Annotated in this window: 12 protein-coding genes; 5 read left to right on the top strand and 7 right to left on the bottom strand. The window is 64.4% G+C overall.

Annotated features, from left to right (window positions below; translation table 11 throughout):
• Nucleotides 1–63: 63 nt before the first annotated feature.
• The 4 genes from RCO31_RS26880 (at nucleotide 64) to RCO31_RS26865 (ending at nucleotide 4144) form a co-directional block, all read left to right on the top strand.
• Entirely contained in the window at nucleotides 64–1275 is a 1212-nt protein-coding gene (locus RCO31_RS26880) for an MFS transporter (protein ID WP_145640751.1), read from the top strand.
• A 70-nt stretch (nucleotides 1276–1345) separates the two neighbouring features.
• A complete protein-coding gene (locus RCO31_RS26875) occupies nucleotides 1346–2509 on the top strand; it encodes a CynX/NimT family MFS transporter (RefSeq protein WP_145640700.1) in 1164 nt (387 codons plus the stop codon).
• A 69-nt stretch (nucleotides 2510–2578) separates the two neighbouring features.
• Nucleotides 2579–3190: a PilZ domain-containing protein gene (locus RCO31_RS26870; RefSeq protein WP_008565596.1), complete on the top strand. Its 612-nt coding sequence runs from the start codon at nucleotides 2579–2581 to the stop codon at nucleotides 3188–3190.
• A gap of 330 nt (nucleotides 3191–3520) precedes the next feature.
• Nucleotides 3521–4144 carry a transglutaminase-like cysteine peptidase gene (locus RCO31_RS26865; protein ID WP_167520708.1) on the top strand — a complete coding sequence of 208 codons (624 nt, stop codon included), beginning with the start codon at nucleotides 3521–3523 and terminating at the stop codon, nucleotides 4142–4144.
• A gap of 117 nt (nucleotides 4145–4261) precedes the next feature.
• Here RCO31_RS26865 and RCO31_RS26860 read toward each other — a convergent pair whose 3' ends face one another.
• From RCO31_RS26860 to glsA, 5 genes are all read right to left on the bottom strand, one after another.
• Nucleotides 4262–6007, bottom strand: a complete 1746-nt coding sequence (locus RCO31_RS26860) for a CYTH and CHAD domain-containing protein (RefSeq protein ID WP_145640696.1) — start codon at nucleotides 6005–6007, stop codon at nucleotides 4262–4264.
• A gap of 229 nt (nucleotides 6008–6236) precedes the next feature.
• Nucleotides 6237–7577, bottom strand: a complete 1341-nt coding sequence (locus RCO31_RS26855) for an amidohydrolase family protein (RefSeq protein WP_145640694.1) — start codon at nucleotides 7575–7577, stop codon at nucleotides 6237–6239.
• A 17-nt stretch (nucleotides 7578–7594) separates the two neighbouring features.
• Complete coding sequence (locus tag RCO31_RS26850) at nucleotides 7595–8158, bottom strand: HdeD family acid-resistance protein (protein ID WP_145640692.1); 564 nt, start codon at nucleotides 8156–8158, stop codon at nucleotides 7595–7597.
• Nucleotides 8159–8535: 377 nt separating this feature from the next.
• A complete protein-coding gene (locus tag RCO31_RS26845; protein WP_231088449.1) occupies nucleotides 8536–10179 on the bottom strand; it encodes an MFS transporter in 1644 nt (547 codons plus the stop codon).
• A 69-nt stretch (nucleotides 10180–10248) separates the two neighbouring features.
• Nucleotides 10249–11244, bottom strand: a complete 996-nt coding sequence (glsA, locus tag RCO31_RS26840; RefSeq protein ID WP_145640690.1) for a glutaminase A — start codon at nucleotides 11242–11244, stop codon at nucleotides 10249–10251.
• A gap of 360 nt (nucleotides 11245–11604) precedes the next feature.
• On the opposite strand from glsA, the gene RCO31_RS26835 reads away from it, so the two are divergent.
• Nucleotides 11605–11814, top strand: coding sequence for a hypothetical protein (locus RCO31_RS26835; protein ID WP_145640688.1), 210 nt, complete (start codon nucleotides 11605–11607; stop codon nucleotides 11812–11814).
• A 38-nt stretch (nucleotides 11815–11852) separates the two neighbouring features.
• Here RCO31_RS26835 and RCO31_RS26830 read toward each other — a convergent pair whose 3' ends face one another.
• Complete coding sequence (locus RCO31_RS26830) at nucleotides 11853–13397, bottom strand: FAD-dependent oxidoreductase (RefSeq protein WP_167520707.1); 1545 nt, start codon at nucleotides 13395–13397, stop codon at nucleotides 11853–11855.
• 391 nt (nucleotides 13398–13788) lie between these two features.
• Nucleotides 13789–14496: a GntR family transcriptional regulator gene (locus RCO31_RS26825; RefSeq protein WP_145640686.1), complete on the bottom strand. Its 708-nt coding sequence runs from the start codon at nucleotides 14494–14496 to the stop codon at nucleotides 13789–13791.
• Nucleotides 14497–14603: the final 107 nt, after the last annotated feature.

The raw sequence follows: 14603 nt of genomic DNA, 5'->3' as shown, positions 1-14603 counted from the left end.
GCGTGTACGCACGGGCGAAATCTCACCCTTGGTGCTCCCTTGAATCCCCTTCCCCAAAATCCCATGGCCGCGTCCGGCTCGTTCGCGGCGATGAAATCCGTGCCGTATCGGCTCCAGTTCACGGCCTATGTGCTCGCGATGATGGCCGACAACATCGAGCATGTGATCAGCTATTGGGTGGTGTTCCAGAAATTCCATTCGCCGGCGCTGGCGGGCTTTGCCGTGCTGTCGCACTGGCTCCCCTTCCTGCTGTTCTCGGTCGCGGTCGGCGGGCTCGCCGACCGGTTCGATCCGCGCCGCATCATCCAATGCGGCATGCTGCTGTTCATCGTGGCGTCCGCCGGATGGGGCTTCTTCTTCATCACCGACACCATCCAGATGTGGCACGCGATGCTGCTGCTGGTGATCCATGGCTGCGCCGGCGTGCTCTGGCAGACGCCGAACCAGCTCCTGCTCTACGATCTCGTGGCGCCTGCGGACCTGCCGAGCGCGGTGCGGCTGAACGCGATGGCGCGCTATCTCGGCATCCTGGTCGGGCCTGCGGTGGGCGGCGTCATCATGCTCACCCTCGGCACCTCGCACGGCATCATCTTCAACACGCTGTTCTACCTGCCGATGCTGCTCTGGCTGTTCTGGGCACCGGTCCGCGACAGCAGCGTGGCGGTGCGGCGCTTCGCGGTGCGTGGCCTTGCCGACATCGTGCTGACGATGCGCGCGATCGGCACTCAGCCGGTGCTGGCGGCGATGACCTGGCTCGCCGGCCTCACCTCCTTCATGATCGGCAACGCCTATCACGCCCAGATGCCGGGCTATGCCGGTGATCTCGGCCATGGCGACCCCGGCGTCTCCTACAGCGTGCTGCTGGCGGCGGATGCGGCCGGCGCGGTGCTCGCCGCTATCGCGCTGGAATCCTGGGGCCGCCTCAAGGGCACGCCGCGCACCGCGATCATGCTGGCGATGCTCTGGAGCATGGCGCTGCTCGGCTTCGCCCTGGTCCGGATCTATCCGGTCGCCATCGTGCTGCTGTTCTGCGCGGGCTTCTTCGAGCTCTCGTTCAACACCATGGCGCAGGCGCTTGTGCAGCTGAACGCGCCGCACGACATCCGCGGCCGCGTCGTCGGCCTCTATAATATGGCCGGGCTCGGGATGCGGGCCTTCAGCGGCATCACCGTCGGGCTGTCAGGCGCGGCGATCGGCATCCACTGGTCGCTCGGCCTGTCTGCCGCCGTCCTGCTGGTGCTGCTGCTTCTGCTGCGCGCTGCGAAGCCGACGTAGCGAAGCGGGCCCGGTTGACTCCCGCCTGTCTCCGCCGCACGCTTGCAGCGGCGGCCGGGGAGACGACACGTTGCGCAATCGCTGGGGCATTCTTGCAATCCTGTTCGTCGTGCGCCTCACCATCGCATTTCAATTTCAGAGCGTGGCCGCGGTCGCGCCGCTGCTGCAAGGGAGCTTTGGCGTCGGGATTGCCGATATCGGGATCCTGATCGGGCTCTATTTCACGCCTGGCATCGTGCTGGCACTGCCAAGCGGCGCGATCGGCCGGGCTCTCGGCGACAAGCCGACGACGATCCTGGCGCTCTTGCTGATGACGGCCGGCAGCCTGGTCATGGCCACAACCGACATCTGGGGCTGGCAGATGGCCGGCCGCCTGGCCTCGGGCGCCGGCGGCGTGCTGCTGACGGTGCAGCTCACCAAGATGGCCACCGACTGGTTTGCCGGCAGGGAGATCGCGACCGCGATGGCGATCTTCGTCAATTCCTGGCCGGTTGGCGTTGGGATCTCGCTTCTGGTGCTGCCTTCGATCGGGACCGCCTATGGCGCAGGCGCGGTGTTCCTGGCAGCAGGTGTACTGACCGCAATCGGTATTGCGCTGATCATGTTCTACCAGCCGCCCCCGGCGGTAACGGTTGGCGCTGCCGCCTCGGGCTGGCCCGATGCTCTTGCCCTGCTGGCGGTGATCGTCGCGGGCATGATCTGGGGCCTTTATAATATTGCCTTTGCCATGATCTTCTCGTTCGGCCCGACGCTGCTGACGGAGCGCGGCTGGAGCATCGCGGCGGCGGGCTCGGCGATCAGCGTCGTGATGTGGCTGTCAGTGATCTCGGTACCGGCCGGTGGCTACCTCGCCGATCGCGGCAAGCCCTTTGTTCTGACGATCGCGGCCAGCCTCGTCGTGGCCGCCCTGCTGGCCTGGATGAGCCGATCCGACGCCGTGATCACCATCCTGATCCTGGGCGGACTGGTCGGCGGCCTTCCGGCCGGCCCGATGATGAGCCTCGCCGCCCGCGTCCTTGCGCCGGAGACGCGCGCCCTTGGGATGGGCGTGTTCTACACCCTCTTTTATGCCGCGATGATGTTGGGGCCGGCTCTCGCGGGCCGGCTCGCCAAGTCGGCCGGCACGGCCGCAGCTGCGTTCGACCTCGGCGCACTGACGGTGCTGGCCTGCCTGCCCCTGATGTTGCTTTTCGAGCGTATTGTGTCTGTCCGTGAGCGGCGCGCCCGATCCTAACGCGGCATTAACCCTATGCACCTTAGGGTCGTGCCGGACTCCGCCCGGGCGGGGGGTCGGGTGTTGAAAATGGCGTTGGCGAACAAAAAATTTCTTCCGGCCGCCGAGGAGCGTCGGCGTTTCCAGCGGGTGAAGGTGCACCTGCTCGGCCGTTACATGCTGCCGGACCGACGTGAATTCCCCTGCCAGGTCATCAACATGTCGCCGGGCGGGCTCGCGCTACTCGCCCCCGGCATCGGCAATGTCGGCGACCGCGTGGTTGCCTATCTCGACCATATCGGCCGGGTCGAGGGCAAGATCACCCGCATCATCGACAATGGCTTCGCCATGACGATCGGGGCAACGCCGCGCAAGCGCGACAAGCTCGCGGCCCAGCTGACCTGGCTCGCCAACCGCGACATCCTCAACCTGCCCGAGGACCGCCGCCACGACCGTATCGTGCCCCGCAACCCCATCGCCGTGCTGACGCTCGAGGACGGCACCAAGATGACCTGCCGCATCATCGACCTCTCGCTGTCAGGTGCTGCGATCGCCGCGGAAAACCGCCCGCCTCTGAAATCGACTGTTTTCCTCGGGCGGGTGCAGGGCCGCGTGGTCCGCAACCTCGAAGACGGCTTCGCGCTGGAGTTCATGCACGAGCAGCCGATCGAGACTCTCGAAGAGAGCGTTACCGCGCGGTAAAGCGCGACAGCGGGAACCCCCCTGTATTTCAAGCCTCGAAGGCGGCCTCCGCGATGCGGACGCCGCCTTTTTCGTGCGTTGCGGCCATCCCGATGCGAGTTAACGCAAGCGAGCAATTGCGCGCAAACGACGGTTCCGCCAGCGTTTGCGCGTTAATAGATAAAATTTGAATCAGTTGCAGTCATTTCAAATTTTATGAGAATTCGATTCAAGTATAGATCGAATTCGCCTCGCCTTTTACTTGCATTCGTCTCAACTTGACTTGACCGACTTAGCGGCAACTCAAAAGCTGCATGTCAAATGTGGTCCCAACAAGAAACGGGGGCCGCAATGTTTGATTTCAGGGGACAGGGGAAGGTGCTGGCGCTGGCCGCCATGCTCTTCGGGATCAGCGCAGCAGCGCAGGCCGGCGAGAGCCGACTGCTCTATGCGAGCCTCGGCGACACCACGCGTGCGCCGATCGGCTGGGTCGAATTCTGTGCGGACAACGCCGCTCAGTGCAAGGGCGCGCCGACGCAGGCACGCGACATCGTGATGTCGCAGGCGGCATGGCGCGACCTCGTCAAGGTCAATCGCTGGGTCAACGAGACCGTGAAGCCTTTGACCGACCAGGAGCACTGGGGCGTGATCGAGAAGTGGTCGCTGCCGACCGACGGTTACGGCGACTGTGAAGACTACGTGCTGTTGAAGCGCAAGATGCTGATGGATGCCGGATGGCCGCGCGAGGCCCTGCTCATCACCGTCGTGCGCGACAAGAAGGGCGAAGGTCACGCCGTGCTGACGGTGAAAACCGACAAGGGCGAGTTCGTTCTCGACAATCAGAACGAGAACGTCCTGGCCTGGACGGAGACCGGCTACCGCTTCGTCAAGCGCCAGTCGCAGAGCGATCCCAACGTCTGGGTCTCGCTCGGCGATACCAAGCCGGCGGTCTCCACCGCCAGCGCGAGAGATTAGGAACGAGACAACAGGTTACGCGACCCGGTCACATCCCCACCCCTCCCCGTCCCAGACCGGTTCGCGCGCGGCCAGCCATCCCCCAATGGCTGGCCGCAACTTTTCGAGGATGCGCAATCAGCCCTGTGACGCCCACGGCACCCGCGCGGCGGTGAAATCGCGCCACGTGCCTTGCAGTGATGGCTGGACGCCGATCGAGGCGCGCGCCTGCCAGCCGGCGATGGCCGCGGCGGCGACGGCGCTGTCGGGCTCGGCATCGAGCCCCTCGAGCAGCGATGCCGTGACCGCCATGTCGTTGAAGGCGCCGAGTTCCTCCTGCAGAGCGGCGAGCCGGCGCGAGAAGCGCTTGGTGGATTTGCGATCCTCGTAGAGCGGCAGCAGGAACTCGCTGAGATAGCGCAGCCGCTTGGTCGCGAGCCGCACCCGATGCAGCTGTTCCACGGAAAGCGATTTGAAACGGCGGCCCCGCTTGAGCAGCTTCACATATTGCTCCGACAGGATACGCTGGGCAAAATTGACCGCGGGCTCGGCGAGCCGGCCGAGATCTTCGGCAGGGACATCGCTGCGCCAGCCCCGCGCCTCGATCCAGTTGCCAAGGCCGATCAGGAATAGTGCACAGCGGCGATCGGCGAGCGCATGATGCGCCTTGCGATAGGCGCCGGACTGCCGCTGGGCCGCAGCCCGGCCGAGCGCATCGAAGCCGGCGACGGAAGGACAGGCCTTCGCGATCGTCGGCAGGGTTTCGAGCTGGAACACGTCCCAATCGCGCGCGGCGGACAGATCCTGCGCCAGCCATTTGGCTTCCGAGCGCAGCGCGTCGAGATTGCTGAGCGTGCCGACCGATCGCATCAGGTCCAGAGCCGACCGGAGCCGACGCAGCGCGACGCGGAGTTGATGCACGCCCTCCGGATTGCGGCCGTCCTCGGCCGCCGGCAGCGACTGCAGCAGATGCAGGAAGCAGGAGCGCAGGATCGTTGCGAAGGCGTCGTCGAGCGTGACTGAAGGATCGAGGCGAAGTTTGCGCGGACGGCGGGCCGCCGGCGGCACGCCCGCTGCGAGATCGAAGCCGCGCGCCGATTTGCTGCGGATGGACGGCTTCACCACCCCGTGCTCGGCCAGCCGCAACGCGATCTCGTAGATCGTGCTCGCGCTGCCATCCTTGAGCTCCAGCTCGATCTCGCTCACCGGCATCGACCGATCGCCGGCCGCCAGCTCGCCACGGTCGAAGGCGACCTCCACCGTTCCCGACGGCAAATCGACGATCCGGGCGTGGCGATGGGTGTCGGCGGTGAAGACGGCTTCGAGCGCCTGCGCTTCGAGAACGCCGCGAAGCTTCTCCGGGACGAAGGGCATCGCCAAAGCAAGATCGGGCGCGAGCGAAGGCACGCTCGCCTCCCACTCGCCACGACGCAGCGGATCATCCGCGGCATCGGTCTTCACGGTCTGCACGAAGCGCGCCCCGCTCTGGCGCACCCGCAGGCTGAGGCCGTTGCGCCGAAGCGTCCGCTCGGGCGTGTCGTAATAGACGGACTTCAGATGCTTCCGCGAGCCCTTGTTCCGCGCATGCGCCGCGATGACTGGCGCGGCGTTGAAATGCGCCATGCGATCGGCATCGACGATGAGCTTGAGCTCGATTTCGCCGGCGGGCTTTGCGGTGGCGGCCGACCGAGTTGACGGAGGGGTCGCGTCTTGCGATGGCGTCTGATCAATCACAGCGCCCTCGGTATTCGCGGGTTCCGCGCCGTCCTCAATTTGCCTCAGGAAGCCCGCAGCGACTTGCGTTCTCTTGTTGTCCTTGGGAGCAGGATTGGCGTCCCGCGCGCTCGGTGTCTTGCGAAGCGGCGCTGCGTCTGATTTTAGCATCTACGATAACATGACAGTTCAATGACAGAGCCACAGCATATAGCTGGACTGGTCCGCGATGAACAGTAGCCTTGAGCTTTCCCGGCATTCACATGACGCGCCAGGGGCCAGGATCGGACAAGTTGTCACAATGCGGCGCGACATGACGAGCTAAGTTGCTGCGGCGCCATCGTCAGGCAATCGAATCGATAGCGAGTCGCGCCGAGCTCGAAACCGACATGATCGCGCGTCAGTGCGCGAGCGTGTTCTTGTAGATCCTGCCATCCTTCATGATCACGACGAAATTCTTCGCGGGATCCTGGATGATCCTGATGTCGTCGAGCGGATTGCCGTCAACCAGCAAGAGGTCCGCGAGCGCGCCTTCCTCCACCACGCCGAGCCGGCCGGGGTATGGATTTCGCGGGCCCGAGAGGCCCAGCAGTTCCGCGTTTGTGGACGTTGCCATGGTCAGCGCTTCGGCCGGCGTGTACCAGCGCGTCAACGCGGCCAGCATCGAGCCCTGCTCGTCCGCCAGCTCCTTCGAGAACAGCACGTCGGTGCCGAACGCGGTCTTGATGCGGTACTTTTTCGCCAGCGCATAGACACGGTCGGTGCCGGCAACGACCTGCCGCAGCTTATCCTGCTCCGCTGGTCCCAACCCAGCCGCGGCGGACAGATCCAGGAACGGCTGCGTGCTGAGCCAGATTCCCTTTTCGGCGATCAGCTTCGCGCTCGCCTCGTCCATGAGATGGCCGTGCTCGATGCATCTGACGCCGGCCGCGATCGAGCGCTGGATCGCGACCGGCGTGTAAGCGTGCGTGACGACATAGGTGCCCCAATTGTCGGCGGCCTCGACCGCCGCGCGCAGCTCCGGCTCGGTGAAGGTGGAGACATCGAGCGGACTGAAGGGCGACGCGACGCCGCCGCCCGCGGTGAGCTTGACCTGCGAAGCGCCCTGCATGAGCTGCTCGCGCGCGCGCACGCGGACCTCGTCGGGGCTGTCGGCAACCATGCTGCCGCCGATCCGCTCCATGCGGCTGAGCATGCCGCCGATGGTGCGCGGCAGATCGGAGAGCTGCCGGAAGTCGCCGTGACCGCTGGTGACGGTGATGATGGCGCCGGACGGATAGATGCGGGGACCGACGACAAGGTCCTCGTCGATGGCCTGCTTGAGGCCGAAGCTCGGCCCGCCCATGTCGCGCACGGTGGTGAAGCCGCGCATCAGCGTCGCGGTGGCCTCAGCCGCCGCAAGCAGATTGTTGTAACCGATATCGCCCGCAAGCGCAGCCATCGGCGTCGGACGCACCAGCATCGTATGCCAGTGCGCGTCGATCAGCCCCGGCATCAACACGCGGCCCGCGCCGTCGATTATCTGATTGGAGGCGGTCAGGTCGCCGGACGAGATCTTCTCGATGTTCCTGTCCCTGACGAGGACATTGGACGCGGCCGAGAGCGTGCCGTTCTTCCCGTCGAATATCCTGACGTTGCGGAACAGGATGGCGGAGTCCTGCTGGGCCGGCGCAGGCAGCGCGCTACAGAGAAGCACCGCGAGCATCACCGCGAGTCCGGCTCGCGCCTTCAATCCTGACATGACCATTCTCCGTAGCGCTACGCGGGTCTGGCCGCGGGCAGCCAGGCGAAGGTCAGCCACCCGATGCCGTGGGACAGAAGGTCGATACCGAGCAGCAGTCCAAGGACCCAGATCCCCGTCATCGGAAAGCCCGTGAGGATGACGAGACCCGCCAGAACGCCGAACAGGCCGGATGCGACCATGATCCCGCCGCCCTGCTGCCACCGGCCGAAGCCAATCAGCATGCGCACAACGCCGGAGATGAGCAGCGCAAGGCCGAGCACATAGGTGAGCAGCAGCGCGCCCGTCAGTGGCTGGCTAACGAGGATGATGCCGAAGGCGATGTAGAGAATGCCGAGCACCACTTGCCAGAGGAAGCCGCCCCAGCCCTTGGTCCAGAACGCGTGGAATATCTCGAAGGCGCCGGTGGCGATGGCCACCCAGCCGATGAAGAGGGCACTGACCACGGTGAAGAACGCGACGTCGCCCAGCACCATGAGTCCCGCGAACATCATGAAGAGCCCCAGCAGGACGCAGACCCAGCGGGATGGTTGCGGCAGGCCGGTAGCGCCCATCGGCGCGCTGTGATCGTAAATCGTCATGACGTCCTCCTTCGATTATCTCCAGCGCCAGCCGCAATGGCGGCGGCCGCGATGCCACCAGCATTCCCAGCGCCGGCGTCGCCGATGCCAAGACGGCGGCCGGTGCGGTGGTCGATGTGGCGGACGATGGCTTGGTGCCGGCAATGGACGGGCATTTTGCGCAAAGTCGCGACCGGCGCCGTCACGTCTGGACGGAGTTGTGGCATCGATCCGTTCCAACTCCGGCAATGCAGCTGCGTCCTGCGGCCACAGGCTCACGCCGGCGCCCGCGAGGATCACGCCTCCCAACAGTGTGCGCAGCGCGTCGCGGCGATCCATCTCACTCATCGATCTCATGTCCGGGCTCTCCTTCGGAAAGTCCCTGCCCCTAGTTCAACTCACGTTTTTGCAGTGGACTCATCGCTCGGGATTTCGCCCGGCAGATAGTCTGGAAGACGCCCCGCCGGGATGATTGCGATCAGCGAGAGACCCGCCATGATCAGGAGCCCGATCTTCAGCGCGCGCAGTCGCGCCTCGGTGTTGACGCGGACGGCCTCCGTGACTTGCTCCGGCGTGCCGCTGGTGCGCTCGAGCACGCTACGCAGGCGGTCGTTGCTGACGAAGGTGATGTTGTCGAGATCGACCTGGGCCTGGAGCTCGGGCGTGAGGACCGGATTTGCCGTGATCTTGCCGAGGGCGATGGTACTGAGGAGACCGACCATAAGTGCACCGGCCACCGCGGTCCCGACTGCGGCGGCAAGGTTTTGCGTCGTGCCACGCAGGGAGCCGACATCGCCGGCGAGCGCTTTTGGAGAGGCCGTCACCAGCACATTGAACAGCAGTGTCACCAGCGAGCCCTGGCCGATGCCGAACAGGACGAGCCCGAACAGAACCGGAATCTCGCTCCAGTCATTGCGCACGACGAAGGCGAGCCAGACCAGCGCGATGGTGCAAAGCGCAAAGCCATAGCGGCCGATCTGTCGTGGCGTCAGCCGTTCGTAGACGTTGACGATCAGCATCGCCGAGAAGAAGACAGTGAGGTTGAAAGGCATCATTGCGACTGCCGTGGCAAGCGGCGAACGCCCCTGCACGATCTGGATGTAGAGCGGCACCGTGAAGTTCAACGCGGCTTCCAGCGCGACTACGGCAAATAGCGCGAAGACCGCGCAGCGCTCCTCCGGCGAATCGATCACCTCCAGCGCCAGCAGCGGCGTCTTGCCGGCGGCCTGCCGCCGGTGCGTCCACAGCAGAAACGCCTGCCCGAGGACGACCCCGAGCACGATCATGACCGGTGCAGGTGAGAACCCGAGCAGATCGAACGGCGCGCTCGGCGTCGCCACCGCGAGACCCCAGCCGTTCAGATTATTGAAGCCGAAGCTGATCAGGATGATCGCGCTCGCGGCAAGCGCAACGCCGACGAGATCGATCTGCACATCGGGGCGGCCGCGATCAGGCTTCAGGCGGAAGCTCATCAGGAACACGATCGCGGATGCAGCGATCAGAATGCCGAATGCCGGTCGCCAGCCGATATACGTTCCAAGCACGCCGCCGACCACGAAGGCCAGCACGCCGGCTGCCGCGCGGGCCGAGCCAAGCGCGCCGAGCGCCGTTGCCTGCTGGCGACCGGCATAATTTTCGGCGATCAGAGCGACCAGCGAGGGCACGATGACCGAACCTGCGGCGCCGCACAGCGCCTGCGCCGAGATCATGACAGCGGCCGACGGGCTGAATGTCATCATGAGCTGTGAGACGAAAAACAGCACGACCGCGCCGCGGAACACCTGCAACGCGCCAAAGCGCTGGGCGAGCTTGGCGCCGAGCATGACGAAACCGGCTACCAGCATCGAATAGGCGACGATACCCGTCGCGACCGTGGTGGGTGCGACGCCAAAGGTGGCGACCATGCCGCCCATGGCCACCGGCAGCGAAGCCACGTTGAACGACATGATCATTTGGCCGAGCGCGATTGCGATCATGGGAAGCCAGGATGCACGCTCTTCCTGGTGGACGGTGCCGATCGGCATTGTCTGCGTGGTCGCCATGACGTCCTCCGGCTCAAATCGGCGTTGCGACCGGCCCAGCTATGAGCCCGCCACTCCTCCCGGCATCGATCATTCTTCCGGTTTCGACACGAACAGATCCATTCCCAGCCGCTGCGACAGGAACTTTGCTGCGAGCTGTCCCCGCACGCTGTTGCCGGCGGCATCGAGCGGCGGTGCGAAGGTGCCGAAGCCGCCCTTGCCCGGAGATACCGCGACGATGCCACCGCCGATCCCGCTCTTGCCGGGCAGGCCGATGTCGTAGAGCCAGTCGCCCGAGGTCTCGTAGAGCCCGGCTGTGATCATGACGGCGAGCGCATAATGGCAGACCGAAGCATCGACCACGCGCTGCCTGGTTACCGGATTGACGCCACCATCGGCCAGAGTCGCGCCCATCACGGCGAGGTCACGGGCGGTCACGTTGAGCGAGCACTGCCTCGTGTAGAGGTCCGTCGCTTCCTTTGCGTCGCAATAGATGCGGTCATAGCTCTCCAGCAACCGCGCAATGCTGCGGTTGCGGAAATTGGTCTCCGATGCCGATGCGTAGACCTCTTCATTGAGCGGCAGCTTACGACCGGCAAAGCGCGACAGTCCGTCATGAATGAACTCCCACCGCGCCGCGGCATTGGCTCCGGGCGCGAGGCTGGTGGTCGCAATTGCACCAGCATTCACCATGGGATTGGTGCGGCCGCTGCCCTGCTCGATGGCCGCAAGCGAATTGAACGGAAGCCCGGTCGCATTGGCCCCGAGCCTGGTGCGCGCTTCCTCCGGTCCGATGGTCTCGCAGACCAGCGCGAACACGAACGGCTTTGACACGCTCATGATTGAAAATTCGTAGTCGATTTCGCCGGCGCCATAGACCTGACCGCTGGTTCCGACGACACACACGCCGAACAACTCGCTCGGCACGCGCGCAAGCGCGGGGTACACCTGCGAATTGGTCCCATCACGGTTTGATTGAAAGCGCCGCTGCGCCTCGACAACCAGTGCCTGCACCGTTTCCGGACCAGGCAGATGGCCGGTCGAAACGTAAGCCGCCTCTCGTTCGTCAGCCAGAGGTCGCGCCATGGCACTACTCCGTAGAACGGATTCAACGCAGGTCGGCTCCGTTCTAGAACTCGACGCTCCAGCCAGTTGATTCCGCAAACCCGACGGAGTCAATTTGCAACCATAAGGCGATTCTGCAACTCTGCCATACGGCTCCATGAGAGATGCACGACCGGGCAATCAACCGGGATATTTAGGCAAATATGTAAGGCCAACTGTCGCGCATACGGCGAACTCTATTAAAACAAGATCCCAAGAGAGATTGATATCAACGCCAGATTGCATTGCTCCCGCACTGGAGTACGATGATGCAACGGGCTGCGAAGATCATGGAGCGAAAAGAGACGCTACGGCAGCCAGCATCAAGTAACGAGGCCCAACATGGTGGCACAAGCGAGTGACGGACATGTCCTGCTGGTCAAGAAGCTCGGCGGACTCATCGCAATCGTCGTCGGATGCTTGCTGACCGCGGTCGGAGTGACCTTCGAATCCGGCAGCATGACCTTCTTTGGCGTCATCTTACTGGTGCTTGGCGCAGGTCTACTCGTACTGAAGATCGTCAGACGGAACGAAGGATCTTCGTTACCATAGGCCACGGACGCGCTTCGCTTACGCGTCAAGACCGCCGCTCACTCCGCGGCTTCAAGATTGGCGGGCTTGTCGACCTCGCCGAGCGGCGAAACAGCAGGGCCGTTGAGCGCGGTGCCGTCGGGTGCAAACTGCGACCCGTGGCACGGGCAGTCCCAACACTGCTCCAGCGCATTCCAGTGCACGACGCAGCCGAGATGGGTGCAGCTTGCCGAATGCAGGTGCAAATGTCCGTTCCGGTCCCGGCACGCCGCGATTTTTTTCAGGCCGCTGCGGACAAGGCGCCCCTCCCCGGGCCGCAGACGTTCGACGCTCGCGATCTCGCTTGCCGTCAGATACTCGGCGAGATTCTTCAGCGGCGTGATGTTCTCGCTGATGAACGTGCCGATGTTCTTCTGAATCTTCCGTGCCGGGGCGTAGACCTCCTCCCATGGGCTTGCGCCAGTCATAATGAGATCTGCAATCAACATGCCCGCTACAAGCCCATTCGTGATGCCCTGTCCGGAGTCTCCGCTGACGACAAAGACGTGCTCCTCGCCGGGGCTGCGACCAATGAAGCCGACGAAATCGGCCGGCTCCAGCACCTGACCGGACCATCGATGAGTAATCTCGCGCAGGGCCGGCAATCGCTCGCGTGCCCAGCGTTCGAGCAGGGCAAGGCGCAGTGAGCCATCGTCCGCTTCACCGGACTTGTGATCTTCTCCGCCGATGATGACGAAGTCCTCGTCCGCGGAGAAGGGCTGAAGTCTGACATAGTGATAGGGGTCGAGCGTATCCCAGTACAGCGCATCCTCTATCGCACCGGCCGGGATTTTGGCGGCGAGCGCATAGGTGCGGTAAGGCGCCTGCTTGGTATGGATCGCCACCTGCACATGGACCGGCGAGTTCGTCGCAACGACCACGTCGGCGGCGTGGACTTCGCGGCCCGAGGCAGTCGTCACGACCATGTCGCCACGTTCTTGACGGATGCTCGCTACGCAGGTGTCGGCGTAGAGCTGCGCCCCGCGGCGCTGAAGTGCGCCGGCCAGCCCGGCGAGATATTTGGTCGGGTGCAGACGCGCCTGGCGGGCAAAACGCAACGAACGCACCAGGCCTCCGGAATGGAATGCGGTCCGCTCGACGCAGTTTTCGACGGGGATCCCGAGCCGGCGACAGCAATCCAATTCCTGATCCAGCTCAGATGCGGACGTTTCGCGCGCCAACAGCCAGTAGCCGTCGACCCTACGAAAATCGCAGCGGATGTCCTCGGCTCGCTGAATTGCCTCGGCGCGGTCAATTGCCGCTTCGACGCTTTGATAATAGTGCCGCGCACAATCAGGGCCGCGTACCCTGACCAGTTCGTCATAGCCATCGTCGAGCGCCGTCGCCAGATGCGCCGTGGTGCGCGCCGTCATCCCACTGCCAATGCGGCCGCGATCGAGTACCGCGACCGAACGTCCGCGGCTGGCGAGTTCATATGCAACCGACAGTCCAGCTATCCCGGATCCGATGACGGCGACGTCTACGCCCGTCTGCGACAGCGCCGGAGCCTCTGCGACCGGAACTTCCATCCAGAGCGATCGCGTGTACTCGTCCCGTACGTTCATGACGCTGCTCCTTGAAAAAAGAACGATGCAGCAGAACGGGGGTTCCTAGCGGCCCTGCCGAGGAGAAACGCCATTGCAGGTCCCTCGCGCCCATTAGGAACCTTCACTGCACCGGCGCTTAAACCGGCATGGCAAATCCATCACCTGGAATGCGTAGGGCATTGCGTCTGGCCCAGCTGTACGGCCACCTGCAGGTCCGAAACGACAGGCTGTACCACCCCGGGGGCAGCAATCCGGTCTGCTCGGTACAGCTTGCGTGCGAAATGGTCAGGTCAGGGCTGATGACAAAGCGAAACGGCGACTACGAGATCACCCCAGAGGGACGGTTCGCCGCAGAAAGCAAATCGGGCCACTGAGTCAGGAACGCAGCTCCGGCTGCGATCCGTTCGGGTCAGACGCCAAGCACATCCGCGAGCCGAAGCTCATCGGCCGCCGGATCCTTCAGGAACAGCTCGGCCTCGATCTCGGTCAGATGCGACAGCATCTGCGCGCGCGCGGCCTCCCTGTCGCGCTTGCGGATCGCGGCGACGATCCCTGCGTGATGATCGGTGCCGCAGGCCGGCGTGTCGTGGCGACGATAGAGCAGGATGATGAGCGAGGAGCGCGCGATCAGCTCCTTCAGGAAGCCGAGATAGATGCTGTGGCCGCTCATCTCGGCGACGAGCCGGTGGAACTCGCCGGAGAGGCGGACGGAGGCGCGCGCATCGCCGCGCAGCTCGGCCTCGCGCTCGTCGGCGAGATGTCGTTGCAGGCGATCAACCCAGTCCGGCGACACGGCATCGATGGCGTGATCGACGATCGTCGGCTCAATCAGGCGACGCGCCTCGAACACCTCGCGGGCATCGGCAGGGGTCGGGCGTGCGACGAAGGCCCCGCGATTCTTCTCGATGTTGACGATGCCCTCATGCGCGAGCTGCTGCAGCGCGGTGCGAACCAGCGTACGGCTCGCGCCATAGATGTCGCCGATCTCGTCCTCCCCGAGCTTGGTCCCCGGCAGCAGACGATGCTCCAGGATCGCGGCAGTCACGCCCTCCCTGATGCGGCTGACGCGATCACTGGCGTCTGGCGCGTCGGATTTCGGACGGGTTCTGGCAGCCATGGGTGCAGGCGTCGAATTTGAGGGCTGATCGGCAACGTTCGAATGCGGATGTTAGTCGACGATCTGTATCCAATCACAGGTGAAACTTTATACAATCGTCGCACATT

It is taken from the genome of Bradyrhizobium sp. LHD-71, from assembly GCF_031157255.1.
Classification (GTDB): domain Bacteria; phylum Pseudomonadota; class Alphaproteobacteria; order Rhizobiales; family Xanthobacteraceae; genus P52-10.
This window is presented reverse-complemented; position numbering and strand designations above follow the sequence as displayed.

Coding starts and splice junctions, on each gene's coding strand:
- RCO31_RS26850 (WP_145640692.1), bottom strand. CDS start 8,158: ATGACGATTTACGATCACAGCGCGCCGATGGGCGCTACCGGCCTGCCG.
- RCO31_RS26880 (WP_145640751.1), top strand. CDS start 64: ATGGCCGCGTCCGGCTCGTTCGCGGCGATGAAATCCGTGCCGTATCGG.
- RCO31_RS26870 (WP_008565596.1), top strand. CDS start 2,579: ATGGCGTTGGCGAACAAAAAATTTCTTCCGGCCGCCGAGGAGCGTCGG.
- glsA (WP_145640690.1), bottom strand. CDS start 11,244: ATGGCGCGACCTCTGGCTGACGAACGAGAGGCGGCTTACGTTTCGACC.
- RCO31_RS26845 (WP_231088449.1), bottom strand. CDS start 10,179: ATGGCGACCACGCAGACAATGCCGATCGGCACCGTCCACCAGGAAGAG.
- RCO31_RS26835 (WP_145640688.1), top strand. CDS start 11,605: ATGGTGGCACAAGCGAGTGACGGACATGTCCTGCTGGTCAAGAAGCTC.
- RCO31_RS26830 (WP_167520707.1), bottom strand. CDS start 13,397: ATGAACGTACGGGACGAGTACACGCGATCGCTCTGGATGGAAGTTCCG.
- RCO31_RS26865 (WP_167520708.1), top strand. CDS start 3,521: ATGTTTGATTTCAGGGGACAGGGGAAGGTGCTGGCGCTGGCCGCCATG.
- RCO31_RS26825 (WP_145640686.1), bottom strand. CDS start 14,496: ATGGCTGCCAGAACCCGTCCGAAATCCGACGCGCCAGACGCCAGTGAT.
- RCO31_RS26860 (WP_145640696.1), bottom strand. CDS start 6,007: ATGCTAAAATCAGACGCAGCGCCGCTTCGCAAGACACCGAGCGCGCGG.
- RCO31_RS26855 (WP_145640694.1), bottom strand. CDS start 7,577: ATGTCAGGATTGAAGGCGCGAGCCGGACTCGCGGTGATGCTCGCGGTG.